The sequence below is a fragment of the Pseudomonas sp. C 49-2 genome, assembly GCF_003970195.1.
GTDB classification, from domain to species: domain Bacteria; phylum Pseudomonadota; class Gammaproteobacteria; order Pseudomonadales; family Pseudomonadaceae; genus Aquipseudomonas; species Aquipseudomonas canadensis.
In genome coordinates, this window is the sequence record NZ_RXYG01000009.1 from 278,451 (window position 1) to 301,266 (window position 22,816).

Below are 22,816 nucleotides of genomic sequence, written 5' to 3' on the forward strand. Positions count from 1 at the left end.
CGCAGTGTGCGGCAGGTTTTCAAAGCGCGGCACAATACCAGCCGAGCGCCTGTTTGTGGGTTATTTGCATAACAATAGATCCCGATATTCTTTTCCAGTCTTAAAAATCGCCGCTAGGCTCCATCACCTTATTAAAAGCGCGGCAGACTCCTATGACTTTCAAGCGTTCTTCCCTGACCCTGCTGGCTGCTGCGACAGCCTTGATCAGTATCGGCGCCCACGCCGAAGGCAAGATCAGCATCGCCCAGCAATTCGGCATCGGCTACCTGATCCTCGATGTGGTGCGTGACCAGAACCTGATCGAAAAGCACGGCAAGGAACAGGGCCTGGACATCAAGGTGGAGTGGAACAGCATTTCCGGTGCCACCGCGATGAATGAGTCGCTGTTGGCCGGTGCCTTGGACGTGGTCTCGGCCGGGGTGCCGCCGATGCTCACCCTGTGGGACCGCACGCAGGGCAAGCAGAACGTCAAGGCCATCGCCTCCCTCGGCTCGATGCCCAATTACCTGCTGACCAACAACCCCAACGTGAAAACCCTCAAGGACTTCACCGAGAAAGACCGCATCGCCGTGCCCGCCGCTGGCGTGGGCTTCCAGTCGCGCACCCTGCAGATCGAAACCGCCAAGCAGTTCGGCGACGCCAACTACAAGAAGTTCGACGACATCTCCATCAGCCTGGCCCACCCTGATGCGACTGCCGCGCTGATTGCCGGTGGTTCGGAGATCAACGCGCATTTCTCCAGCCCGCCGTTCCAGTACCAGGAACTGTTGAATCCCAACGTGCACAAGGTGCTCAGTTCCTACGACATCCTGGGTGGTCAGGCGACGTTCAACGTGCTCTACACCACGCAGAAATTCCACGACGAAAACCCCAAGACCTACAAGGCGTTCTATGATGCGCTGGCCGAGGCCGAGAAAATTATCAAGGCCGACAAACCGGCTGCGGCCAAGGCCTATATTCGCGTAGAACAGTCGAAATTGCCGTTGGACCTGGTAGAAAAAATTGTCCAGGACCCGGAAATCGATTTCACCATCGTGCCGCAGCGTACCTACATCTACGCCGAAAAATTGCAGGCACTCGGCGTACTGAAAAACAAGGCCGCCAGTTGGAAGGACTACTTCTTCGAAGAAGCCCATGGCGGCAATGGCAGCTAACTGGCAATCAAGCTGCGCTTGATCCAGTCATACAAATTATTCCCCTCGCTCGACAATTCACTGTTGGCCCGCCGGCACAGGTAGTACTGGCGGCCATCATTGACCTCCAGTTCAAACAACTTCACCAACTCGCCACTGGCCACCAGTGGTGCCACCAGCGGCTCGCGCAGCAAGGCGCAGCCGAGGCCGGTGAGGGTGGCGGTGAGCGCCAGTTGGCCGTCTTCCAGCAACAACCCATTCAGTGCCGTGGTGTCGACATCGGCCGCTTCGAACCATTGGCCCCAAGTGCCGCGTTCTTCGTCGTGCAGCAGTGGCAGTTGGCTCAGCGCCTCGGGTGAGTCGATAGGGCCGTGCTGCGCCAGGAAATCACGGCTGCAATAAGGCGTCACCGCGCCAGAGATCAGCGGCTCACTGTAATAACCCGGCCAATGCCCGGTGCCGAAGCGGATCGACAGGTCGGCTGCATCGCTGGGGTAGCTGCGGTGGTTGGCGTAGGTCACGTTGATGTCCAGCGCCGGGTGGTCCTTCAGAAAATCCGCCAGGCGCGGGATGAACAGGTTGATGCCAAACAGCGGGATCAGGCTGATGGTCACCTGGCGCGTGGCGCTTTTTTCGCGCACGTGCTCGGTGGCGCTGCGCAGTACGGCGAAGGCCGATCGAATTGCACGGTAATACTCACGGCCTTCATCGGTAAGTACCAGGTTACGGCCCTGGCGCAAGGTCAGTGACTGTTGCAGGAAATCTTCCAGCAAGTGCAGTTGATGGCTGATGGCCGAGGCGGACACGTCCAGCTCGCGCGCGGCGGCATTCACTCCGCCATGGCGCGCGAAAGCTTCGAACGTGCGCACGGCACGCAGGGGAGGGTCGTTGGCTAACTGTTCTGATTTATTCATGTATTGAATTAAATACTAACTTTTAACCTGAATAAAGGGTCATAAATGCCGTATATCTGGCATAAATAGCCTGTTATTCGTTTGATATATGCATATGACTTTCTGATATTTGATAAAAACAGAATAGATGCTTAGTGTGCCGCCCTTGCACGCACTGAGGTTTCTGGTCCTGATGGATGGGTTTATCCAACAACTGCTCAACGGTCTGATGACGGGCAGTCTCTACGCGCTGGTGGCCCTGGGTTACACCATGGTCTATGGCATTTTGCGCATCATCAACTTTGCCCACGGCGATGTGCTGATGATCGGCGCGTTGGTGGGGTTGTCGGTGATCCGCTTGGTGCAGGCCACTTGGCCTGCGCTCCCGCCGGTGCTGGTGCTGCTCTGTGCAACCTTGGTTGCCATGGCGTTTTGCGCGGTACTCGCGGTGGTGATCGAACGCGTCGCCTATCGTCGCCTGCGCCATGCCCCGCGCCTGGCGCCCCTGATCAGCGGGATTGGCGTATCGCTGCTGCTGCAAACCATCGCCATGCTGATGTGGACCCGCAACCCGCAGATGTTCCCGCAACTGCTGCCGCTGGCGCCGATTGAAGTGTTGGCCGGTGCCTCGGCGCACCCAGCGATTACCAACGTCACGGCGCTGACTACTATCGCTATCGCGCTCTCGGTGATGGTCGCGCTGCTGGTGCTGGTGGAGCGCACGCGCTTCGGCCGGGCCATGCGTGCGGTGGCGGAGAATCCCCAGGTCGCCAGTTTGATGGGCATCAGCCCCAATCGGATTATCGTCATCACCTTTGCCATCGGCGGCGCCCTGGCAGCACTCGCCGGGATCATGATGGCCAGCAACTACGGCAGCGCGCATTTCTACATGGGCTTCCTGCCCGGCATCAAAGCCTTCACCGCAGCGGTGCTGGGCGGCATCGGCAACCTCAAGGGCGCCATGCTGGGTGGCCTGCTGCTGGGGCTGATCGAAGCCCTGGGCACGGGTTACCTGGGCGCGGCCACGAATGGCGTGTTCGGCAGTAATTACCAGGATGTGTTCGCCTTTATCGTGTTGATCGCGGTGCTGGTGTTCCGTCCTTCGGGGTTGTTGGGCGAACGTTTGGCGACCCGCGCATGATCAAGTCTCTGTCTCCCAACAAGCGTGCGAGTCTCGGCTTGCTGCTGTTCGCCGTGGTCCTGGTATTGGCGCCTTGGATCGTCGGGCATGCCGGCGGCAACACCTGGGTGCGCACCCTGGACTTTGCCCTGCTGTACATCATGCTCGCCCTTGGCCTGAATATCGTGGTCGGTTACGCCGGTCTGCTGGACATGGGCTTCATCGCGTTTTACGCGGTGGGTGCCTATCTGGCAGCGTTGCTCTCGTCACCCCATCTGCTGCAACAGTTCCCGGCATTGGCCGCGCTGTTGCCGGCAGGGATGCACACCTCGATCTGGCTGATCCTGCCGTTGGGCGCGCTGCTTGCTGCCGGTTGCGGCGTAGTGCTGGGTGCACCGACCCTGCGCCTGCGCGGCGATTACCTGGCCATCGTCACCCTGGGCTTTGGCGAAATCATCCGCATCCTGCTGCGCAACCTCGATCGCCCGGTAAATATCACCAACGGGCCCAAAGGCATTGCCCAGGTCGATCCGGTCAGCCTGCTGGGCGTGAACCTCGCTCGCACCCAGGAACTATTCGGTCTGCGCCTGCCGTCGGTCTATCTCTACTACTACCTGTTCACCGCGTTGGTGGTGCTGATCCTGTTTGCCTGCATCCGCCTGGAGCGCTCGCGCATCGGTCGCGCCTGGGTGGCGATCCGTGAAGACGAAGAAGCGGCGCAGGCCATGGGCGTGAACACCGTACGCCTCAAGCTGTTGGCGTTTGCCATTGGCGCCGCGTTCGGCGGGGTGAGCGGGGCGCTGTTTGCATCGTTCCAGGGCTTTGTTTCGCCGGAGTCCTTCACCCTCAACGAGTCCATCGCCGTGTTGGCCATGGTGGTGCTGGGTGGCATGGGCCATATCCCTGGCGTAATCCTCGGCTGCGTGCTTTTGGCGGCCTTGCCCGAAGCCTTGCGCGCCAGCATGGGCCCGCTGCAGCAGGCGCTGTTCGGCCAGGTGCTGGTGGACCCGGAAATCATCCGCCAGTTGTTTTACGGCCTGGCGCTGATTCTGGCGATGCTCTATCGACCGGCCGGGCTGTGGCCCAAAGGAGTGGCACGATGAACGCACCGCTGTTGCAGATAGACCAGGTCAACAAGCACTTCGGCGGCGTCGCGGCGCTGACCGATGTGAGCCTGAGCATCCAGCCCGGTGAGATTTACGGGTTGATCGGCCCGAACGGAGCGGGCAAGACCACGTTCTTTAATGTGATGACCGGCTTGTATACCCCGGATTCCGGGCGTTTCCAGTTGGATGGCCGCGATTACCAGCCCACCAGCGTGCATCAGGTGGCCGAGGCGGGCATTGCCCGCACATTCCAGAACATCCGCCTGTTCAATGCGATGAGCGCCCTGGAAAACGTTATGGTCGGGCGCCATGTGCGCACCCGCAACGGCCTGTGGGCGGCCTTGAGTCGTCACCGCCGCGCACAGGAAGAAGAGGCACAGACCCGCGCCCATGCCCACCGTTTGTTGGCGTATGTAGGCCTGGCCGGCTTTGCCAATTACCGCGCCGACAGCCTCAGCTACGGCCATCAACGCCGCCTGGAAATCGCCCGCGCCTTGGCCACTGAGCCACGCTTGCTGGCCCTGGATGAACCGGCGGCCGGCATGAACGCCAGCGAGAAAGTACAACTGCGCGGCCTGCTGGAAAAGATCCGCGACGACGGCCACACGCTGTTGCTGATCGAACACGACGTCAAGCTGGTGATGGGCGTATGCGACCGCATCAGCGTGCTCGACTACGGCCAGGTCATCGCCGTCGGCCCACCAGCCGAAGTGCGTCAGCATCCGGCGGTGATCCAGGCCTATCTGGGAGCCAGCGCGCATGTCTGAAGCCTTGTTGAACGTCGAGGGCTTGCAGGTGCGCTACGGCGCCATCGAAGCCGTCAAATCCCTGGACCTGCATATTGCTGAAGGCGAGCGTGTCACGCTGATCGGCGCCAATGGCGCGGGCAAGTCCTCCAGCCTCAAGGCCTTGACCGGCTTGCTGCCGGCGGCCAGGGGCGAGATCCGTTTTGCTGGGCGATCGATTCTCGGCCAGGCGCCGGAAAAACTGCTGCGCCAGGGCATCGCCATGGTCCCGGAAGGCCGCGGGATTTTCGCGCGCATGAGCGTGCTGGAAAACCTGCAGGCTGGCGCCTTTCTGCGTCGCGATAACGAACAAGTGCAGCGTGAAATGCGCCAGTTGTTCGAACACTTCCCGCGCCTGGAAGAACGCCTGCATCAGTCCGCCGGCCTGTTGTCCGGTGGCGAGCAACAGATGCTCGCCCTGGCCCGTGCGCTGTTGTCACGCCCGCGCTTGTTGATCCTGGATGAGCCGTCCATGGGCCTGGCGCCGATCATGGTCGAGAAGATCTTCCAGGTGATCGACGATGTCTGTCGCCAGGGCATGACCCTGTTGCTGGTGGAACAGAATGCACGGCTGGCGCTGCAAGTCACCGACCGTGCCTACGTGATGGACACCGGGCGCATCACCTTGACCGGTCCCTCCCAGGCTTTGCTTGAACACCCCGAGGTGCGCAGTGCTTACCTCGGTGAATAAAACCATGACGCTACCGGACGCCCGGCGTGTTCCGACCCGCCCGACACTTAGCAGGAATAACCCATGAACACGTTGAAGAAAACCGCATTGATCGGCCTGGCCCTGAGCAGCCTGGCCAGCGCCGTGGCCCAGGCCGACCAGACTGTGTTGATCGGCCTCGCCGGTCCGCTCACCGGCCCATCGGCACGGATCGGCAAGGACCTGGAAAACGGCGCGCAACTGGCCATCGACCAGGCCAACGCCAAGCACCCGAAAATCAACGGTGAAGCCGTGACCTTCAAGCTAGTGTCCGAAGACGACCAGTCTGACCCACGCACCGCCGTCACCGTGGCCCAGCGCCTGGTGGATGAAGGCGTGGTGGGCGTGGTCGGCCACTGGAACACCGGCACCAGCATCCCGGCGGCACGGGTTTACCACGACGCGGGCATCGCCCAGGTGGCGCCGGTGGCTACCGGTCACGCTTACACCCAGCAAGGGTTCGACACCAGTTTCCGAATCATGGGCCATGACGACGATGGCGGTCAGGTAGCAGGCGACTATGCCTTGAAAACCCTGAAAGCCCAGCGTATCGCCGTGATCGACGACCGCACCGCGTTCGGCCAGGGCCTGGCGGACCAGTTCGTCAAATCCATCGAAGCCGGAGGCGCCAAGGTGGTGTCCCGCGAATACGTGGACGACAAGACCATCGACTTCAGCGCCGTGCTGACCAATATCCGCAGCCAGAACCCGGACCTGATCTTCTTCGGCGGCGTCGATGCCCAGGCCGCGCCGCTGGCCCGTCGCATCAAGCAACTGGGGATCAAGGCGCCATTGATGGGCGCCGGTGGTTTCGTCAGCCAGACCTTCCTGCAATTGGCGCAGAACGAAGGCGAGGGCGTAATCGCCCTGGAGCCGGGCCTGGCGATTGCGCAGATGCCGGGCGGCAAGGCGTTCGAGCAGGCTTACAAGGAACGCTACAAAACCAACATCGAGCTGCACGCGCCGTTCGCCTACGACGGTGTGGGGGTGTTGGTGGCAGCGATCGAAAAGGCCGATTCGGTGGACCCGCAGAAATACCTGCCGGTGCTGCGCGCCATTAGCTATGAGGGCGTGACCGGCACCATCGCCTTTGACGGTGAAGGCAACTTGAAGAAACCGTCGTTCACCGTTTACCAGGTCAAGGCCAATCAATGGCAGCCGGTGAGCGTGGCAGGCGGTCAATAACCGCTGATCTGGGGTGAGCATACTTTAGTGTGGTGAGGAGGATTACTGTGGTGAGCGGGCTTGCCCCGCGCTGGGCTGCGAAGCGGCCCCAAACCAGGCGCTGAGGAGTTGTCTGACACACCGCGGCGTTCCCAATGGGGCTGCTACGCAGCCCAGCGCGGGGCAAGCCCGCTCACCACAACAAGCCCGTTCACCAGAGAGAGCCCCCCTTTGAGCTTGGGGGGAATTAATAGGTTTTGTGGAGCTGATGGAGGCACACAATGAGCAAACTGGAAGGTGAACTGGGCATCCTCGCCCGGCGGCGCATCGAGGCCGAAATCATCAAGCCGATCTACGAGATCCTCAAGCGCGAACAGGGCAAGGACTTTGCCGCTGCGGTGATCGGTGAAGCCGTGGGCAATGCCGCGATCCAGGCCGGCAAGCATTTTGCGTCGCTGGAAGAGCAGGGCGCTGACCTCAAGAGCTTCGTCGAGCTGCAAGTGCTGTGGGAAAAGGACGATGCGCTGAAGGTCGAGATCATCGCCAGTGACGCCGAGCACTACGACTACGACGTCAAGCGCTGCCGCTACGCCGAGATGTACCACGAGATGGGCCTGGGCGAGATCGGCCATCTGCTGTCGTGCAACCGTGACGAGCTGTTTATCGTCGGCTACAACCCGGACATCAAGTTGACCCGCACCCAGACCATCATGGGCGGCGATCACCGTTGTGACTTCCGCTATCGGGCCAAACCTCATGAGTAAGCTGGCGCGTGTGAACGGCGAACGCCTGTGGGCTTCGCTGGTGGAAATGGCGCAGATCGGCGCCACCGAAAAAGGCGGCGTCTCGCGCTTGGCGCTGACCGACGAAGACCGCCGTGGCCGCGACCTGTTCGTGCAGTGGTGCGAGGCGGCCGGTTGCAGCATTCGCGTGGACGCCATGGGTAATATCTTCGCCCGTCGTGCGGGGCGCTTCGATGATTTGGCCCCGGTGATGACCGGCTCCCACGGCGACTCCCAGCCCTTTGGCGGCAAGTACGATGGCATCTACGGCGTGCTTGCAGGGGTGGAAGTGCTGCGCACCCTGAACGACCTGGGCATTGAAACCGACCGGCCCATCGAAGTGGTCAACTGGACCAACGAAGAAGGTTCACGCTTTGCGCCGGCGATGATTTCGTCGGGCGTCTATGCGGGGGTGTTTGACCTGGAATACGGGCTGTCCCGGGAAGACAAAGCCGGCGTGACCATTGGCCAGGCGCTGCAGCAAATCGGCTACGCAGGCACCGAACCGGTGGGTGGCCAAGCGATCCACGCCGCGTTCGAACTGCATATCGAACAAGGCCCGATTCTGGAGGCACAAGGCATAACCATCGGCGTGGTCACTGGCGCCCAGGGCCAGCGCTGGTACGAAGTGGAACTGAGCGGCCGCAGCGCCCACGCCGGCACTACGCCCATGGATCATCGCCTGGATGCCTTGCTCGGTTTTGCCCGTGTGGTCGAGGCCGTCAACGGGTTGGGCCTGGAGCAGGGCGCCGAAGGGCGGGCCACGGTGGGCATGGCGAATATCTTCCCTAACTCGCGCAACGTGGTGCCGGGGCGGGTGTTCTTCAGTGTGGAATTCCGTCACCCGGACGAAGCGGTGCTGGCGCGCCAGGACCAGCAGTTGCGCGATGCCGTGGCGCAGATTGCCGACGGGATCGGCTTGCAGCACAGCGTGAAGCAGATTTTCCAGTACGCGCCGATTGCCTTTGACACGGGCTGTGTCGAGGTCGTGCGGGCGTCGGCCGAGGCATTGGGCTACAGCCATCGGCCGATGATTTCCGGCGCCGGGCACGATGCCTGCTACCTGAACCAGGTGGCGCCGACGGCGATGATTTTTGTGCCCTGCGTGGATGGGTTGAGCCATAACGAGGCGGAAGAAATTTCCCAGGAATGGTCGACGGCGGGGGCGGATGTGTTGCTCCAGGCGATGCTGGCGAAGGCCTCTGCCTAGCGAAAGAACTCACCCGGCGTCGCCTCGAACTGCTGGCGAAACGCATTGATAAACGCCGAGGTGGATTCGTATCCACACCCCAGCGCCACATCCGTCACCCGCTCGCCTTGCTCCAGGGCGGGCAGGGCAGTCAGTAACCGCAAACGCTGACGCCACGCCCGAAAGGTCAGCCCGGTGTCGCTCAGGAATAGGCGGCTGAGGGTTTTCTCACTCACCCCCAGCTTCTGGCTCCACTGGCCCAAGGTCGTCTGCTGCTCCGGGTGTGAGTTCAGGCTGCGATAGATCTGGCGCAAACGCGGGTCCAGTGGCAGCGGCAGCATCAGGTCGACTTGCGGCGCCGCCGCCAATTGGTCCAGCACCACCTGGGCCAAACGCCCATCCGGCCCATCCTCAGCATATTCCACCGGCAATTCGCTGAAGCTGCGGATCAACTCCCGCAGCAAGCTGCTCACCTCCAGCACATGACAGCGCTCATCCGCCCAGGTGGTGACGCTGCAATCCAGGTACAAACTGCGCATTTCCGTGTGGGGCGAGCTGAACACGCGGTGCGGCATGCCGGCCGGAATCCACACCGCCCGCTGAGGCGGCGCGACGAAGCGGCCGACGCTGGTCTGGATCTCCAGCACCCCGGAAATCGCGTAGGACAATTGCACCCACGGGTGGCTGTGGCGACGGGTCAGCGCACGATTGGGCAAGGATTCGGTGCGTCCGTACACCGGCCGTGGCAGGCTGGAAAGCCCGGGCACACTGCGGCGGACGGTCTTGTCATGTCCTTTAGGCGGCATTTACTGGCTCATTGGCGTTAGTCGGTAACAAGCCGTTACGTTAGAGTCGCGACGACGCTCTTGGCAACCCCCGGAAGATCCTGCTTATGACTCGCCCCCGTTTTCTGCCCGACAACTTCACCCTGACGCTGATCGCCACGGTGATCCTCGCTTCCCTGCTGCCCGCCAGCGGCCAGACTGCCGTGGCCTTCGGCTGGGTCACCAACCTGGCGATTGCGCTGCTGTTCTTCCTGCACGGCGCCAAGCTGTCGCGTCAGGCGATTGTTGCCGGTGCCGGCCACTGGCGCCTGCATCTGTTGGTGTTCAGCCTGACCTTCGTGCTGTTTCCGCTGCTGGGCCTGGCCCTCAAGCCGGTGCTGTCGCCGTTGATCGGCAAAGACCTGTACATGGGCATGCTGTACCTCTGCGCCTTGCCGGCCACGGTGCAATCGGCGATTGCCTTCACGTCCCTGGCGCGGGGCAATATCCCGGCGGCGATTTGCAGTGCGGCGGCGTCCAGCCTGTTCGGGATCTTTCTCACGCCGTTGTTGGTGACACTGTTGCTCAACGTGCACGGCGAGGGCGGCTCTACCGTCGACGCGATCCTGAAGATCAGCGTGCAATTGCTGTTGCCATTCATCGCCGGGCAGATCGCCCGGCGTTGGATCGGTGAGTGGATCGGCCGCAATAAATCCTGGCTGAAGTTTGTCGACCAGGGCTCGATCCTGCTGGTGGTGTACGGCGCGTTCAGCGAAGCGGTCAACGAAGGCATCTGGCACCAGATCCCGCTGTGGGAACTGGGCGGTCTTGTAGTGGCGTGCTGCGTGCTGCTCGCCTTGGTGCTGGTGGCTTCGACCGTGCTGGGCAAAGCCTTCGGCTTCAACCAGGAAGACCGCATCACCATTCTGTTCTGCGGTTCGAAAAAGAGCCTGGCAACCGGCGTGCCGATGGCCCAAGTGTTATTTGCCGGAGCCTCCATGGGGGTGCTGATCCTGCCGCTGATGCTGTTCCACCAGATCCAGCTGATGGTCTGCGCGGGGCTGGCGCAGCGTTATGCCAAGCGGCCGGAAAGTATTCCGGAACTGATGGGCCAGGTGGATCCATGATCCCTGTCACAACCTTCGGCGAATAGGCTCAAGTAAACGCCGGCCCAGACGACTACCTTCTTAACTACCCAAGAAGGAGCGTCGACATGAACGTTAAGCGTTTGTCACTGGTTACCGGCGTTCTTGCGGTATGGGCGGGGGCTAGCCTGGCAGGGCCCTCAGGCGTCATTCAGTTTCACGGCAGTATCGTCGAGCCCGGTTGTCATGCAACTGCACCAGGCGGGTCGACGCTGGAACTCAAGGGCTGCCCGCAGGCCTTGCGTGGTAGCCAGTTCGCGGTGCAGCCCGTGCGCACGGTGACGGCGCTGGGCACTGCGCAGGCAGACGTCAAGTTGGTCGCCGAAAGCAGTGATGGGCGCTATTACGACCAGCGGTATGTGTTGGTGGACGCCCTCGGCAAGCCCATTCAATCGGGGGCCTACGTGGTCACCATGACCGCGCCGTGACGCCCTGAGGTGGTTTTGAGCCGGATCGGCGTCAACAGCCGCGCCAGAAACCTATAGAATGCTCGGCGGCGGCGCTTGTCCTGGGTGGCCGTCTGATCATCGTCCGAGTACCGCGCCCTTCAATGAGCATTTCAGCCGCAACGCCCCAAGCCAACTGGCAACCGGTCATCGCCCTCGCGTTGGCCGCCTTTGTGTTCAATACCACCGAATTCGTGCCCGTCGGGCTGCTCAGCGCCATCGGCGCCAGCTTCGACATGCCCGTGTCCAGCGTCGGGTTGATGCTCACTATCTACGCCTGGATCGTGTCCCTGACCTCGCTGCCGGTGATGCTGCTGACCCGCAACGTCGAACGGCGCAAGCTGCTGATCGTGCTGTTCTGCATGTTTATCGTCAGCCACATCCTTTCTAGCGTCGCTAACAGTTTCGGCCTGCTGATGCTCAGTCGCATTGGCGTTGCCTTGTCCCACGCCTTGTTCTGGTCGATCACCGCGTCCCTTGCTGTACGCCTGGCGCCGGAAGGCAAGCAGGTGCAAGCCCTCGGCCTGCTGGCTACCGGTACTTCTTTGGCGATGGTCCTGGGCATTCCACTGGGCCGCCTGCTGGGCGAAGCCATGGGCTGGCGCACCACGTTCCTGGTGATCGGCGCGTTCGCCGCCGCCCTGGTGTTCTGGCTGGCGCGCACCTTGCCGCTGCTGCCGAGCCAGAACTCCGGCTCCTTGCGCAGCCTGCCGCTGCTGTTCAAGCGCCCGGCGCTGGTGGCGTTGTACGTGCTCACGGCCATGACCGTGACCGCGCAATTCACCGCCTACAGCTACATCGAGCCTTTCGTCGAAGGGGTGGCCGGCATGAGCGGCAGCGCGGTGACCCTGATCCTGCTGGTGTTCGGCGGCGCGGGCATCATCGGCTCGCTGTTGTTCAGCCTGGTGCACCGCTTCAATCCGCACCTGTTCGTAGTCGGCGCGGTATTCATCCTCGCCGCGTGCCTGGCGCTGCTGCTGCCGTTAAGTGGCGCAGAATCCTACCTGGTGGTGCTGAGCGTGTTCTGGGGTATGGCGATCATGGGCTTCGGCCTGGCGATGCAATCCAAGGTACTGGTGCTGGCGCCGGATGCGACCGACGTGGCCATGGCGATGTTTTCCGGCATCTACAACATCGGCATCGGCGGCGGCGCCCTGATGGGCAGTTGGGTGGGTAGCCAGTTTGGCTTTGCCTGGATCGGCGCGGCGGGCGGGTTGCTGGCGGCGCTGGCGTTGATTGGCTACTGCCTGGCGATCCGCCGGTTTGGGCAGGGTGTGGCGCGAGCCTGAGTCAAACGCCCGCGCCAGCCACCGTTGGGCTAAGGCGCCAATGCATTCAACACATGCACGGGGTCATTGTGAATGGCCCTCAACAGCGCTTTGGCCGGCCCTGTCGGTTCCCGTCGCCCCTGTTCCCAATTACGCAGTGTGCCGATTTGAACATCGATCATCGCGGCGAATGCAGCTTGAGTCAGGCCGGTTGCCTTACGGATTTGTTTGACTTGAAGCGCGTCAACAATGAATTCGCGAGAGGGCTGGCGCTCGCCTCGGACGATTTCGTCCATTTGTTGCACGCTTTCCATCAGCTCATCAAAGAATTTGCTCATGGTTATCTCCAGTGTTCGATGACGGCTTTCAATGCCTTGCGTTCATCGTTTGTCAGGTCTTGCTGTTCGTTTTTCGGATAAATCATCAGTAACGCGATTTTTGACGCAGTGACAAAGTGGTAGTAAATCACTCGCGCACCACCACGTTTGCCGTGGCCCTTTGAGGCGACACGTAATTTTCGAATGCCACCCGTACCTTCAATCACATCTCCAGCGCTTGGGTTCACCATCAACGCTACCTGCAAGCTCAAATAGGTATCGTGATTCATGAGTTCCGTTACACGCCGGGTAAAAATTGGGGTTTCAATAAAAATCATAGCAAATGTACGCCATTGACTTAGTCGTCGGCAATGCTAGTGCAGTCAGACAGCTGGATCATCTATTCAGTTGTAAGCGGGTTTTAGGTCAAAGACCCCTATTCACTCTCCAGACGTTAAACGTTCAAAAGCATTAATCCAGACAAGTCTTACACAGCAATTTGATACCCATTGCTACCGTCGCCCAGGACCGCCCACGGCCTGTGGTGACGGCACTTGAACAGCAATGGAGTCGATTGTGCAAAAGCGTTTGACCGCCGAGTTTATCGGTACTTTCTGGCTGACGTTCGGCGGCTGTGGCAGCGCCATCCTGGCGGCGGCTTTCCCGGAATTGGGCATTGGGTTTGTCGGCGTTTCGCTGGCGTTCGGGCTCACGGTGCTGACCATGGCCTATGCGGTAGGCGGTATTTCGGGTGGGCATTTCAACCCGGCGGTGACCCTGGGTTTATGGGCGGGGCGTCGTGTGGCGGGGAGTGATGTGCTGCCGTATATCGCGGCGCAGGTGGCTGGAGCGATTGGCGCTTCTGCAGCGTTGTACCTGATTGCCAGCGGGCAGCCGGATTTCGCAGTGGGTGGTTTTGCCGCCAATGGTTATGGCCCGCTAAGCCCTGGCCTCTTTGATATGAAGGCCGCGTTGCTCGCGGAATTCATCGCCACGTTCTTTTTCTTGTTCATCATCATGCGCGTGACCGCACCAGGCGCGGTGCCTGGCTTTGCGCCGATTGCGATTGGGCTGGCCCTGACCTTGATTCACCTTGTGTTGATTCCGGTGACCAATACCTCGGTGAACCCTGCACGCAGCACCGGGCCTGCGTTGTTTGCCGGGGGCGAGTACCTGGCGCAGCTTTGGCTGTTCTGGCTGGCGCCGATGGTAGGCGGAGTGATGGGGGCCTTGGCGGCGTATTCGTTGGGTGAGTGCGCAAAAAAAACGCCCGCCTAACAATCATCGGCGGGCGTTCGGGAATGACCGGGTCAGCAAGGAGTGAGCTGGCCGGTGTAGGGCGTACGGGGATCAGGCCACCGGAATCAACGGGTCTGCCGCCGCCAGCGCCACCGCACGATCAGCGGCCGGTGGGTAGATTCACACGGTGTTGATCTGGTGTTTGAGGTCCTTGGCTTCCTGGCCGACCAGTTTCAGCTGGCGGTCCCAGCCTTCGGTGAACACGGCGCCCCAGGCGCCAAGATCGAGGCAGGTCACGTATTTGGGCTGGCTGTAGGTCATCGGCGCGACGCCGATCAGGTCGGCGGCCACGTTGTTGCCGGCATAGCGGCCCAGGGCGATGGCGTGCTGGCAGGACATGCCGGCGAAGTTGCCCAGGGTGTCGGTGGCGGCGTAGGCCACGTCACCGGCGGCGAACACGTCGGCCTGGCCCTTGACCTTGAGGGTGCCGTCCACATGCAGGCGGCCCTGGGGATCGCGGGTGCCGCTGACCTGTTCGGTGAGCGGGTTGGCCCGGAACACGGTCTGGGCACCGGTCAGGTCAAGCAGGCCCATTTGCAGGGTGCGCGGTTGAACGAGTGGAGCGATGGCGGTCATGAAAGACGGTTTCCTGGGGCGAGTACAGGGTCGCCCTTTGTACCACTTAACCGGGTTCGCCCGCTCAGTCCGTCAAGGCTTCCAGGTCTGCACATCCTTGGCATCCACGGCCTTGGGCAGTAGTCCTGCCTTGAAGAACGCATCGGCGATTTTCTGCTGCTCGCCCAGTTGGTCGAGCGTCACCGGCTGCACCTGGTAACTGCGGTGTGCATTGGCGGCTTCAACGGTGGCCGTATCCAGGTTGCCCCACAGCGGGCCGAGGATCTTGGCCGCGTCCTGCGGATTGGTTTTCACCCACTGGCCGGCCTTTTCCAACTGTTCATACACCACCTTCAACACCTCAGGATGCGCCTTGGCGTAAGGCGTGCCCGTCAGGTAGTAGCGCTTGTAACTGGCCAGCCCCGCGCCGTCGGCCAGGGTGCGCGTGGGCAGTTGACGTTGCACGCTTGTGAGGAAGGGTTCCCAGGTGACCCAGGCGTCGACCTTGTTGTTCTCGAACGCCGCGCGACCATCGGCGGGTGTCAGATAAGCCGGTGTGATATCCGAAAATTCCAGGCCCGCCTTGGCCAGCGCGGCGATTAGCAAATAGTGGGTGCCCGCCGCCTTGGTCACGGCGATTTTCTTGCCCTTGAGGTCCGCCAGTTGCTGGATTGGCGAGTCCTTGCGCACCACGATGGCCTGGGCTGAAGGCGAGGGTGCTTCCTGGGCGAAGTAGGTGAGCTTGGCCTGGGCGGCCTGGGCGAAGATCGGCACGGTATCGGCCACGTCGGCGCTGATGTCGACGTTACCCACGTTGAGCGCTTCGAGCAGCGGCAGGCCGCTGGGGAACTCATGCCAGCTCACGTCGATGTGGTCGGCCTTGAGGGCTTTTTCCAGGGTGCCTTGGGTTTTCAGCAGGGTGATCAGGGTCGAGGACTTCTGGTAACCGATGCGCACGGTTTCCTGGGCCTCGGCGCTCGCGGCGACGGAAAAGGCCAGCAACCCGAGTACTGCGGCGAGGGGACGACGTATGGACATGGCGAGCTCGATCTTCAACGAAATAGCGTCGAGCTTAAAGTTCTAAAAACTATTCGTTAAATACTCTTTCGGTCTGAGCTTAGGGCGCTTTTTTTGAGATCAAACCCATCGGTAATAACCATAGAACTATATGGTTCTTTCATAGTTGTTCGTGATTAATATAATTAAATGGAATTTTTAAGCGAAAATATCCCATGACCAAAAACCGCCAGATCCATTTATCCGCGTTCCTGTTGAGTGGGCCGGTGGTGCACAGCCACGCCGTGTGGCGTCATCCGGAGACCGTCGGCAATTACCTTGACCCCGAGTACTACGCGCGGGTGGCCAAGGTGGTGGAAGAGGGGTTGTTCGACTTCCTGTTCTTCGCCGATCGCCTGGCCGTGGGCGATCAAATGGGCGGCTCCCGCGAGTTCGCCTTGCGCTACGGTGCCCAGGACGCTACGCGGTTGGACCCGCTGCCGATCCTCTCTTACCTGGTCGGCAAGACCACCAAGCTGGGGCTCGGAGCGACCCGTTCCACCACCTATTACGAACCGGCGCACATCGCCCGTGAATTCGCCACCCTCGACCACCTGTCCAAGGGCCGTGCAGCCTGGAATATCGTCACCTCGATGAACGACAGCGAAGGGCGTCTGTTCGGCAAGGACAAGCACCTGGAACACGATCTGCGCTATGACCGCGCCGATGAGTTTGTCGAAGTCGCGCTGAAGCTCTGGAACAGCTGGGGCAAGGACGCGCTGAAGCTGGATCGAGAAAGCGGCGTGCTGGCGGACCCCGAGTTGATCCGTTCGGTGCAACATCAGGGTGAGTGGTTCAGGGTCGAAGGCCCGTTGAATATTCCGCGCACGCCCCAGGGGCGACCGGTGCTGATCCAGGCCGGTTCGTCCGGGCGTGGCCGGCGCTTTGGCGCTCGGTGGGCCGAGGCGATTTTCACCATTCACCCGCATTTGGCGGCCATGCGTGCGTTTCGCGATGACGTGCGTGCGCAGGTGGTGCAGCAAGGCCGTGAGGCTGACAGCTGCAAGGTGCTGACGGCGGTGATGCCGTTCATTGGCGGGAGCGAAGCTGAAGCTCGCGCCAAACGTGATCAACACAACGCACTGGCTCGGCCTGAGTTGGGGCTGGTGACCCTGGCGTCGCAGCTGAATGTGGACCTGTCACCATTCCCGCTGTCCGCGACCCTGGCCGAGATCGCCCAGTCGCCACTGATCCACCCGGCCGCCGCTGAAAAGCTGTTGATGCAAGGCCCGCAAACCACCCTGGAACAACTCGGGCGCCTCTTCGCCAGCAGCGTGCGCGTACCGCAGTTAGTGGGGACGGGCGCGCAGGTGGCCGATCAGTTGGCCGAGCTGTTCGAGCAGGGCGGTTGCGATGGGTTCGTGATTTCACCGGGGTATCTGCCGGGCTCGTTCACCGAGTTTGTCGAGAGCGTGATTCCGCATTTGCAGCGCAAGGGGTTGTTTCGCACGGCGTATGAAGGGTCGACCTTGCGTGAGCATTTGGGGTTGGCTGATCTCAACAACTGACTGCGTGGCGAGGGTGGCTTCTGTGGTGAGCGGGCTTGCCCCGCGCTGGGGCGCGAAGCGGCCCTGAAACCTGTGACCGCGTTTTGTCTGAATGAACGTGGGGGGCTGCTGCGCAGCCCAGCGCGGGGCAAGCCCGCTCACCACAGCAAGCCCGACCGCCACACCACCGACCACATTCAATTAAAGGGATATTTCGCATGGCTGACTTCGATCACTTAACCCGCCGCCGCCTGCTGGGCCTGGCCGGTATTACCCTGGCCAGCCTGTCGCTGCCACGCCTGGGCTTCGCCGCCGATGAACACGCCGGCCATAACACTTCACAGGAACCTGCCGGCACCGGTGAATTCATCCGCCTCGACGCACCGCGCAAGCTGAAGCTGGCAGTCAACCTCAACGCCGTATGCCTGGCGCCAGTGGTGATCGCCCACGGCCAGGGTTTTTTCACCAAGCACAATCTGGACGTGGAACTGGTCAACTTCGGCAACTCAACCGAAGTACTGCTGGAGGCCATCGCCACCGGTAAAGCCGACGCGGGTGTGGGCATGGCGCTGCGTTGGCTCAAGGCGCTGGAGCAAGGGTTCGATGTGAAACTCACTGCGGGCACTCACGGCGGCTGCCTGCGCTTGCTCAGTGCGGTGAATGGCGGCGTGACCCAACTCGAAGACCTCAAGGGCAAGGCTATCGGCGTGACCGACATGGCCAGTCCGGACCGCAATTTTTTCTCGATCCTGCTGAAGAAACACGGCGTGGACCCGGTGCGCGACGTGGAATGGCGGCTGTACCCGGCCGACCTGCTCGGCACGGCCCTCGAGCGTGGCGAAGTGCAGGCGGTGAGTGGCAGTGACCCGTTCATGTTCCGCCTGATCAAATCCGGCGTGGCCCGCGAACTGTCCACCAACCTGGTGGAAGAGTACGCCAACCTCAGCTGCTGCGTGGTCGGCGTCACCGGCAAACTGGTGCGCGAAGACAAACGCGTGGTCGCGGCCTTGACCCAAGCGATTCTGGAAGCCCACGACTATTCCGTGCAGCACCCCGAAGAAGTTGCCAAAGGCTTCCAGGCCCATGCGCTGAATACGTCGGTAGAGGAAGTGCAGGCGATCCTCCACGACCACACCCACGGCCATCACGCGGTGGGCGCGGCGCTGACCCAGGAAATCCTCACCTACGTCACCGACTTGAAAACCGTCGAAGTGATCAGCAAGAGCACCGACCCGGTGGAGTTTGCCAAGGAGATCACCGCCGATGTCTTCAGTTGATGCGGCAACCCTGAACCCATCCCTGGCGTTCAAAGTCTGGTGGCAGGGCGTGGCGGTGGTGGGGGCCTGGCTGGCCGTCGCGCTGCTGATCAGCTACTGGCCCAACGCGACGCGCAACTGGCCGATGACCCAAGGCCTGGCCAATCTGTGCGTGGGCATCGCGGCGCTGTTCATCGTATTGAGCCTGCTGGGGCGCAAGATAGCGATGTTGGGCCTGCGCCTGCGCAACGCGGGTCCCTGGCTGATTGCCTTGCCGGTGCTGCTGGGTATCTGGGAACTACTCACCGCCAAACTGGCGCTGTTGCCGGTGCCGTTTTTTGCGCCGCCCCAGGCCTTGCTGGCCGTGTATATCGAAGACTACCCACGGCTGGCCGACAGCCTGTTGCACTCGGCGCTACTGCTGGGTTCGGGCGTGGCGCTGGGCGCGATCACCGGGTTTATCGCGGGGGTGGCGATTGGATGGTCCACGCGCATCGGCTACTGGTTGCACCCGGTGTTGCGCATTCTCGGTCCGGTGCCGTCGACGGCGTTGTTGCCGCTGTGCTTTTTCCTGTTTCCGAGCAGTTGGAGCGCCAGTGTATTTCTGATCGCCCTGGCTACCTGGTTCCCGGTCACTGTGCTCACTTGGTCCGGCGTGGCGAGTGTGGACAAAGCCTATTACGACGTGGCCCGCACCCTCGGTGCCAAGCAAGCTTTTCTGATTTTCAAGGTGGCGATTCCCGCTGCATTGCCTCACGTATTTGTCGGCCTCTTCATGGGCCTGGGCGCCTCGTTTTCGACGCTGGTGGTGGCGGAGATGATGGGCGTCAAATCCGGTATCGGGTGGTACCTGCAATGGGCCCAGGGCTGGGCCGCCTACGCGAATATGTACGCCGCCTTGCTGATCATGGCGCTCGCGTGTTCAGGGTTGATCACCGGGTTGTTCCTGGTGCGTGACCGGTTGTTGGCCTGGCAGAAAGGATCGATGAAATGGTAGCCCTGGCACACGCAGTATCGGCGTCGGAAGGTTTGGCGCTGCGCATAGAAAACCTGAGCCATGGCTTTGCCTTGGACGGCCTGCATCTGCCGGTACTGGAACGGGTTTCGTTGGCCGTGGCGCCAGGCGAATTCGTGGCCTTGCTCGGGCCTTCGGGATGCGGCAAGTCGACCTTGCTGCGCTTGGTGGCCGGCCTGGAACCGGCGGACTCCGGCCGTTTGCTGGCGGACGGTGAAGCCATCACCGGCCCGGACCCGAGCCGCGTGGTGGTGTTCCAGGACCCGACGCTCTACCCATGGCGCCGCGTGTGGGACAACGTCGCCGTCGGCCTGGAAGCGCAGGGGCTACTCAAGACTCATTCGGCCAAGGTCGACGAAGCCCTGGAAAAAGTCGGTCTCAGTCAGTTCGCTCGCGCTTATCCACGGCAGTTGTCCGGTGGCATGGCGCAACGGGTGGCGCTGGCCCGCGCACTGGTCAATCAACCACGCCTGCTGATCCTCGATGAGCCGCTGGGCAAGCTCGACTCCCTGACCCGTATCACCATGCAAAAGGAACTGATCGACTTGTGGCAGCGCCAGGGCTATACGGCCTTGCTGGTGACCCACGATGTGGAAGAAGCCTTGCTGTTGGCCAACCGGGTGGTGGTGTTCAGCGATCGTCCGGCGAACATCCTGGCGCAATTGACGATTGACCGGCCGTACCCCCGACACCGGGACGATCCTTATCTGGTGGACTTGCGACGCCAGATTCTGGGCCTGCTGGGGCTGGGGGAAAGTTGGTAGCCAGATACGCTCATGTGCCGGCGTTTGCCTACCCGGCTTGGTTCAACGGCGTAGCTGCACTTCATCGAAGGCGAAAAAAAACCGGCTGATCAGGCCGGTTTGGGGTTCCCGCCAGCAGCGCGGGGTTAAACGTTGTTGCCTTGCAGGCGATCAGCACCACCTTCGGCCAGACCACGTTCTTGCAAGCGATCAGCACCGCCTTCAGCCAGACCACGTTCTTGCAAGCGATCAGCACCGCCTTCAGCCAGGCCACGTTCTTGCAGGCGATCAGCACCGCCTTCGGCCAGACCACGTTCTTGCAAGCGATCAGCACCACCTTCGGCCAGACCACGTTCTTGCAGACGATCAGCGCCACCTTCGGCGACACGACGTTCCAGCAGGCGGTCCGAACCGTTTTCGGCAAGGCGGTTACCTTGCAGGCGGTCTGAGCCACCTTCTGCAACACGGCTTTCGATCAGGCGATCCGAGCCGCCTTCAGCGACAACAGGGTGAGCAAATGCGTTGGCAGCGAGTACCGAGAAAGCGAGGCTAAGCAAGATTTGGCGTTTCATGAGGGTGTGCTCCGAGTGTTTTAGTTGGGTTGTTGCCGGTATGGGGTTGATGTTACGCGTTGCATTTTTTAAGAGAACTTCATTGGGCTGATGGTGACTATCGACGCCAGCGATGGCTCGTCGCGACGAGCCATCGCTGGCCTGGTCATGGCATCTGCGGCAGTTCTTGCGGGCGCAGATCGAACACCAGCACTTCAGCGTCCTCACCGTGGCCCAGGCGGATCTGCCGTTCATCCCGTACGCGGACGCCGTCGCCTTCCTGCAAGCGCTGGCCGTTGACTTCAACGCTGCCTCGGGCCACATGGATGTACACATGACGATCCGGCGCCAGGTCCAGGGTGGCGGCTTCGTCGCCGCTGAACAGCCCGGCATACACCCGTGCGTCCTGGCGCACGCTGAGGGAACCGTCGTTGCCGTCCGGCGAGATGATCAACTGCAAGCGCCCACGTTTCTGCGCCTCGCTGAAGTGCTCCTGTTGATAACGCGGTTCGGCCCCGGCTTCATTCGGCACGATCCAGATCTGCAGGAAGTGCACGCCACGGGTCTGGCTGTGGTTGAACTCGCTGTGGGCCACGCCGCTGCCGGCGCTCATCAGTTGCACATCGCCGGGGCGGATCACCGAACCGGTGCCCAGGGTGTCTTTGTGTTCCAGCGCGCCTTCCAGCACATAGGAGAAAATCTCCATGTCGCGGTGCGGGTGTTGGCCAAAGCCTTTACCGGCTGCAACACGGTCATCGTTGATCACCAGCAGGTCGGAAAAGCCCTGTTCTTTCGGGTTCCAGTAGTTGGCGAACGAGAAGGTGTGGAACGACTTCAACCAACCGTGATTGGCGGCGCCGCGTTCGGAAGCTTTGCGAAGGGTCAGCATGGTCTTGTCCTCAAGTGGGAGCGGGCTGCGGCATGCAGGGCTCCGGCGTTGAGAAGAAGGTTAATGGTTAATGGATGATTCATTAAGAAGCTGAAATCTGAATAACTGTCGCCTTCAAGTTGACAGTTCTGAACGTGTAATAATGGCGGCCGCATTCCTTCTCGATGGACTTTTCTCGCTATGAAAACCGTGGCCATGGCGCTATTTCCGGACTTCCTCCTGCTCGACATGGCCGGGCCGCTCGAAGTGTTTTCCATTGCCAACCGCTACCTGCCAGCGGCGGATCACTATCAGATCCTTACCCTCGGCACCGAGCCTGGCCCATTGCGCGCCTCCAATGGTGTCGCGGTACACACCGACTTGCTGCTGGACCAGGCCCAGGATGCCTACGACCTGCTGCTGGTGCCCGGCGGTCCTGGTGCCTACAACGAATGCCATCCCGCCTTACTGCCGTGGCTCAGGGCGGCAGCGCCACGGGCGCGTCGCTTCGGCTCCATTTGCACCGGCGCCTTTGTGCTGGGGCATGCCGGTCTGTTGGACGGTCACCGCGTGACCACTCACTGGCACTACACCGAGCGGCTGATCAAGGCGTTCCCCAAGGCTGTTGTGGAAACCGACCGTATCTATTTGCAGGACGGGCGCCTGATCACCTCGGGTGGCGTCACCGCCGGTATCGACCTGGCGCTGTCGGTGGTGGCCCAGGACCACGGCAAGCATGTCGCCGTGGAAGTGGCCAAGGTGTTGCTGGTGGTGATGAAACGCCAGGGCGGCCAGGCCCAATTCAGTCCGATGACGGCGGCGGTGGCGCCTCAGGAAACGGCGATCACCCGCGTGCAGAAGCATGTGCTGGAGCATCTTGATCAACCGTTCACTATCGAGTCCATGTCCGAACTGGCCGGCATGAGCGCGCGCCACTTTGCGCGGTTGTTTGCCAAGGATGTGCAGATGACCCCCATGGCATTCCTGCAGGGCGCGCGCATCGACCGCGCCCGGCAATTGCTGGAAACCACCGACTTGCCGCTCAAGACCGTGGCTTTCCACGCGGGCTTTGGCAGCGTGCGGCACATGCGCTTTCTGTTCAGCGAAAAACTGGGCCTCAACCCGACCCAATACCGACAGCAGTTCAGTTAACGACAGAATGTCC

At 61.6% G+C, this 22,816-nt stretch carries 24 protein-coding genes and 1 pseudogene; 17 read left to right on the forward strand and 8 right to left on the reverse strand.

The window, feature by feature from the left end; translation table 11 throughout:
* Window positions 1-152 precede the first annotated feature (152 nt).
* On the forward strand, window positions 153-1,154 hold the full coding sequence (locus EJ576_RS19620) for an ABC transporter substrate-binding protein (protein ID WP_126570904.1): 1,002 nt from the start codon (window positions 153-155) through the stop codon (window positions 1,152-1,154).
* On the opposite strand, the gene EJ576_RS19625 is transcribed toward EJ576_RS19620, so the two are convergent.
* The gene (locus tag EJ576_RS19625; RefSeq protein WP_126570905.1) at window positions 1,151-2,047 is read right to left on the reverse strand and encodes a LysR substrate-binding domain-containing protein; all 897 of its coding nucleotides are present in this window, start codon (window positions 2,045-2,047) and stop codon (window positions 1,151-1,153) included. The genes EJ576_RS19620 and EJ576_RS19625 overlap by 4 nt on opposite strands.
* 172 nt (window positions 2,048-2,219) lie before the next feature.
* On the opposite strand from EJ576_RS19625, the gene EJ576_RS19630 reads away from it, so the two are divergent.
* From EJ576_RS19630 to EJ576_RS19660, 7 genes are all read left to right on the forward strand, one after another.
* A complete protein-coding gene (locus tag EJ576_RS19630; RefSeq protein ID WP_126570906.1) occupies window positions 2,220-3,167 on the forward strand; it encodes a branched-chain amino acid ABC transporter permease in 948 nt (315 codons plus the stop codon).
* Window positions 3,164-4,249, forward strand: a complete 1,086-nt coding sequence (locus EJ576_RS19635) for an ABC transporter ATP-binding protein (protein WP_126570907.1) — start codon at window positions 3,164-3,166, stop codon at window positions 4,247-4,249. Before EJ576_RS19630 ends, EJ576_RS19635 begins: the two co-directional genes overlap by 4 nt.
* Window positions 4,246-5,019, forward strand: a complete 774-nt coding sequence (locus tag EJ576_RS19640; protein WP_122728910.1) for an ABC transporter ATP-binding protein — start codon at window positions 4,246-4,248, stop codon at window positions 5,017-5,019. The genes EJ576_RS19635 and EJ576_RS19640 overlap by 4 nt, the downstream gene beginning before the upstream one ends.
* Window positions 5,012-5,728 (forward strand): ABC transporter ATP-binding protein, encoded by a 717-nt coding sequence (locus EJ576_RS19645; RefSeq protein ID WP_122728908.1) that lies wholly within the window; start codon window positions 5,012-5,014, stop codon window positions 5,726-5,728. Before EJ576_RS19640 ends, EJ576_RS19645 begins: the two co-directional genes overlap by 8 nt.
* Before the next feature lie 63 nt (window positions 5,729-5,791).
* A complete protein-coding gene (locus tag EJ576_RS19650; RefSeq protein ID WP_028616671.1) occupies window positions 5,792-6,931 on the forward strand; it encodes a branched-chain amino acid ABC transporter substrate-binding protein in 1,140 nt (379 codons plus the stop codon).
* Between the two features lie 260 nt (window positions 6,932-7,191).
* Window positions 7,192-7,674: an L-2-amino-thiazoline-4-carboxylic acid hydrolase gene (locus tag EJ576_RS19655; RefSeq protein ID WP_068934334.1), complete on the forward strand. Its 483-nt coding sequence runs from the start codon at window positions 7,192-7,194 to the stop codon at window positions 7,672-7,674.
* On the forward strand, window positions 7,667-8,902 hold the full coding sequence (locus EJ576_RS19660; protein WP_126570908.1) for a Zn-dependent hydrolase: 1,236 nt from the start codon (window positions 7,667-7,669) through the stop codon (window positions 8,900-8,902). The genes EJ576_RS19655 and EJ576_RS19660 overlap by 8 nt, the downstream gene beginning before the upstream one ends.
* On the opposite strand, the gene EJ576_RS19665 is transcribed toward EJ576_RS19660, so the two are convergent.
* A complete protein-coding gene (locus EJ576_RS19665; RefSeq protein ID WP_068934330.1) occupies window positions 8,899-9,687 on the reverse strand; it encodes a helix-turn-helix domain-containing protein in 789 nt (262 codons plus the stop codon). The two genes, EJ576_RS19660 and EJ576_RS19665, sit on opposite strands and share 4 nt — an antisense overlap.
* Before the next feature lie 86 nt (window positions 9,688-9,773).
* On the opposite strand from EJ576_RS19665, the gene EJ576_RS19670 reads away from it, so the two are divergent.
* The 3 genes from EJ576_RS19670 to EJ576_RS19680 all read left to right on the forward strand — a co-directional run bounded on the left by EJ576_RS19670 (window position 9,774) and on the right by EJ576_RS19680 (window position 12,525).
* Window positions 9,774-10,772: a bile acid:sodium symporter family protein gene (locus tag EJ576_RS19670; protein WP_126570909.1), complete on the forward strand. Its 999-nt coding sequence runs from the start codon at window positions 9,774-9,776 to the stop codon at window positions 10,770-10,772.
* Between the two features lie 86 nt (window positions 10,773-10,858).
* On the forward strand, window positions 10,859-11,218 hold the full coding sequence (locus EJ576_RS19675; RefSeq protein ID WP_126570910.1) for a type 1 fimbrial protein: 360 nt from the start codon (window positions 10,859-10,861) through the stop codon (window positions 11,216-11,218).
* Window positions 11,219-11,340: 122 nt separating this feature from the next.
* Window positions 11,341-12,525, forward strand: a complete 1,185-nt coding sequence (locus EJ576_RS19680; protein ID WP_126570911.1) for a sugar transporter — start codon at window positions 11,341-11,343, stop codon at window positions 12,523-12,525.
* Window positions 12,526-12,554: 29 nt separating this feature from the next.
* On the opposite strand, the gene EJ576_RS19685 is transcribed toward EJ576_RS19680, so the two are convergent.
* A complete protein-coding gene (locus EJ576_RS19685; protein WP_126570912.1) occupies window positions 12,555-12,842 on the reverse strand; it encodes a DNA-binding transcriptional regulator in 288 nt (95 codons plus the stop codon).
* A gap of 2 nt (window positions 12,843-12,844) precedes the next feature.
* The gene (locus EJ576_RS19690) at window positions 12,845-13,159 is read right to left on the reverse strand and encodes a type II toxin-antitoxin system RelE/ParE family toxin (RefSeq protein WP_126570913.1); all 315 of its coding nucleotides are present in this window, start codon (window positions 13,157-13,159) and stop codon (window positions 12,845-12,847) included.
* Window positions 13,160-13,397: 238 nt separating this feature from the next.
* On the opposite strand from EJ576_RS19690, the gene aqpZ reads away from it, so the two are divergent.
* Window positions 13,398-14,099: an aquaporin Z gene (aqpZ, locus tag EJ576_RS19695; protein WP_371923947.1), complete on the forward strand. Its 702-nt coding sequence runs from the start codon at window positions 13,398-13,400 to the stop codon at window positions 14,097-14,099.
* A gap of 72 nt (window positions 14,100-14,171) precedes the next feature.
* On the opposite strand, the pseudogene EJ576_RS19700 reads toward aqpZ, so the two are convergent.
* Both EJ576_RS19700 and EJ576_RS19705 read right to left on the reverse strand, forming a co-directional pair.
* Window positions 14,172-14,618: pseudogene (locus EJ576_RS19700) on the reverse strand (NAD(P)/FAD-dependent oxidoreductase); the annotation flags it as partial.
* Between the two features lie 150 nt (window positions 14,619-14,768).
* Window positions 14,769-15,713, reverse strand: a complete 945-nt coding sequence (locus EJ576_RS19705) for an aliphatic sulfonate ABC transporter substrate-binding protein (RefSeq protein ID WP_126570915.1) — start codon at window positions 15,711-15,713, stop codon at window positions 14,769-14,771.
* Window positions 15,714-15,907: 194 nt separating this feature from the next.
* On the opposite strand from EJ576_RS19705, the gene EJ576_RS19710 reads away from it, so the two are divergent.
* The 4 genes from EJ576_RS19710 (at window position 15,908) to EJ576_RS19725 (ending at window position 20,253) form a co-directional block, all read left to right on the forward strand.
* Entirely contained in the window at window positions 15,908-17,239 is a 1,332-nt protein-coding gene (locus EJ576_RS19710; RefSeq protein ID WP_122728889.1) for an LLM class flavin-dependent oxidoreductase, read from the forward strand.
* Between the two features lie 197 nt (window positions 17,240-17,436).
* Complete coding sequence (locus EJ576_RS19715; protein WP_126570916.1) at window positions 17,437-18,495, forward strand: ABC transporter substrate-binding protein; 1,059 nt, start codon at window positions 17,437-17,439, stop codon at window positions 18,493-18,495.
* Window positions 18,482-19,471 (forward strand): ABC transporter permease, encoded by a 990-nt coding sequence (locus EJ576_RS19720; protein WP_123475990.1) that lies wholly within the window; start codon window positions 18,482-18,484, stop codon window positions 19,469-19,471. The genes EJ576_RS19715 and EJ576_RS19720 overlap by 14 nt, the downstream gene beginning before the upstream one ends.
* The gene (locus tag EJ576_RS19725) at window positions 19,465-20,253 is read left to right on the forward strand and encodes an ABC transporter ATP-binding protein (protein WP_122728882.1); all 789 of its coding nucleotides are present in this window, start codon (window positions 19,465-19,467) and stop codon (window positions 20,251-20,253) included. The genes EJ576_RS19720 and EJ576_RS19725 overlap by 7 nt, the downstream gene beginning before the upstream one ends.
* A 125-nt stretch (window positions 20,254-20,378) precedes the next feature.
* Here EJ576_RS19725 and EJ576_RS19730 read toward each other — a convergent pair whose 3' ends face one another.
* Window positions 20,379-20,804, reverse strand: coding sequence for a hypothetical protein (locus tag EJ576_RS19730; protein WP_122728880.1), 426 nt, complete (start codon window positions 20,802-20,804; stop codon window positions 20,379-20,381).
* Window positions 20,805-20,949: 145 nt separating this feature from the next.
* Window positions 20,950-21,672, reverse strand: coding sequence for a pirin family protein (locus EJ576_RS19735; RefSeq protein WP_126570917.1), 723 nt, complete (start codon window positions 21,670-21,672; stop codon window positions 20,950-20,952).
* Between the two features lie 180 nt (window positions 21,673-21,852).
* Here EJ576_RS19735 and EJ576_RS19740 point away from each other — a divergent pair, with 180 nt between their 5' ends.
* Entirely contained in the window at window positions 21,853-22,803 is a 951-nt protein-coding gene (locus EJ576_RS19740) for a GlxA family transcriptional regulator (protein ID WP_122728878.1), read from the forward strand.
* The last annotated feature ends 13 nt before the right edge of the window (window positions 22,804-22,816 follow it).

Excerpts from the sequence above, each read along its gene's own strand:
- EJ576_RS19660 (WP_126570908.1), top strand. The coding sequence starts at position 7,667 with ATGAGTAAGCTGGCGCGTGTGAACGGCGAACGCCTGTGGGCTTCGCTG.
- EJ576_RS19715 (WP_126570916.1), top strand. The coding sequence starts at position 17,437 with ATGGCTGACTTCGATCACTTAACCCGCCGCCGCCTGCTGGGCCTGGCC.
- EJ576_RS19620 (WP_126570904.1), top strand. The coding sequence starts at position 153 with ATGACTTTCAAGCGTTCTTCCCTGACCCTGCTGGCTGCTGCGACAGCC.
- EJ576_RS19645 (WP_122728908.1), top strand. The coding sequence starts at position 5,012 with ATGTCTGAAGCCTTGTTGAACGTCGAGGGCTTGCAGGTGCGCTACGGC.
- EJ576_RS19665 (WP_068934330.1), bottom strand. The coding sequence starts at position 9,687 with ATGCCGCCTAAAGGACATGACAAGACCGTCCGCCGCAGTGTGCCCGGG.
- EJ576_RS19725 (WP_122728882.1), top strand. The coding sequence starts at position 19,465 with ATGGTAGCCCTGGCACACGCAGTATCGGCGTCGGAAGGTTTGGCGCTG.
- EJ576_RS19630 (WP_126570906.1), top strand. The coding sequence starts at position 2,220 with ATGGATGGGTTTATCCAACAACTGCTCAACGGTCTGATGACGGGCAGT.
- EJ576_RS19635 (WP_126570907.1), top strand. The coding sequence starts at position 3,164 with ATGATCAAGTCTCTGTCTCCCAACAAGCGTGCGAGTCTCGGCTTGCTG.
- EJ576_RS19640 (WP_122728910.1), top strand. The coding sequence starts at position 4,246 with ATGAACGCACCGCTGTTGCAGATAGACCAGGTCAACAAGCACTTCGGC.
- EJ576_RS19680 (WP_126570911.1), top strand. The coding sequence starts at position 11,341 with ATGAGCATTTCAGCCGCAACGCCCCAAGCCAACTGGCAACCGGTCATC.
- EJ576_RS19670 (WP_126570909.1), top strand. The coding sequence starts at position 9,774 with ATGACTCGCCCCCGTTTTCTGCCCGACAACTTCACCCTGACGCTGATC.
- EJ576_RS19675 (WP_126570910.1), top strand. The coding sequence starts at position 10,859 with ATGAACGTTAAGCGTTTGTCACTGGTTACCGGCGTTCTTGCGGTATGG.
- EJ576_RS19655 (WP_068934334.1), top strand. The coding sequence starts at position 7,192 with ATGAGCAAACTGGAAGGTGAACTGGGCATCCTCGCCCGGCGGCGCATC.
- EJ576_RS19710 (WP_122728889.1), top strand. The coding sequence starts at position 15,908 with ATGACCAAAAACCGCCAGATCCATTTATCCGCGTTCCTGTTGAGTGGG.
- EJ576_RS19690 (WP_126570913.1), bottom strand. The coding sequence starts at position 13,159 with ATGATTTTTATTGAAACCCCAATTTTTACCCGGCGTGTAACGGAACTC.
- EJ576_RS19735 (WP_126570917.1), bottom strand. The coding sequence starts at position 21,672 with ATGCTGACCCTTCGCAAAGCTTCCGAACGCGGCGCCGCCAATCACGGT.
- EJ576_RS19740 (WP_122728878.1), top strand. The coding sequence starts at position 21,853 with ATGAAAACCGTGGCCATGGCGCTATTTCCGGACTTCCTCCTGCTCGAC.
- EJ576_RS19685 (WP_126570912.1), bottom strand. The coding sequence starts at position 12,842 with ATGAGCAAATTCTTTGATGAGCTGATGGAAAGCGTGCAACAAATGGAC.
- EJ576_RS19705 (WP_126570915.1), bottom strand. The coding sequence starts at position 15,713 with ATGTCCATACGTCGTCCCCTCGCCGCAGTACTCGGGTTGCTGGCCTTT.
- EJ576_RS19625 (WP_126570905.1), bottom strand. The coding sequence starts at position 2,047 with ATGAATAAATCAGAACAGTTAGCCAACGACCCTCCCCTGCGTGCCGTG.
- EJ576_RS19720 (WP_123475990.1), top strand. The coding sequence starts at position 18,482 with ATGTCTTCAGTTGATGCGGCAACCCTGAACCCATCCCTGGCGTTCAAA.
- EJ576_RS19730 (WP_122728880.1), bottom strand. The coding sequence starts at position 20,804 with ATGAAACGCCAAATCTTGCTTAGCCTCGCTTTCTCGGTACTCGCTGCC.
- EJ576_RS19650 (WP_028616671.1), top strand. The coding sequence starts at position 5,792 with ATGAACACGTTGAAGAAAACCGCATTGATCGGCCTGGCCCTGAGCAGC.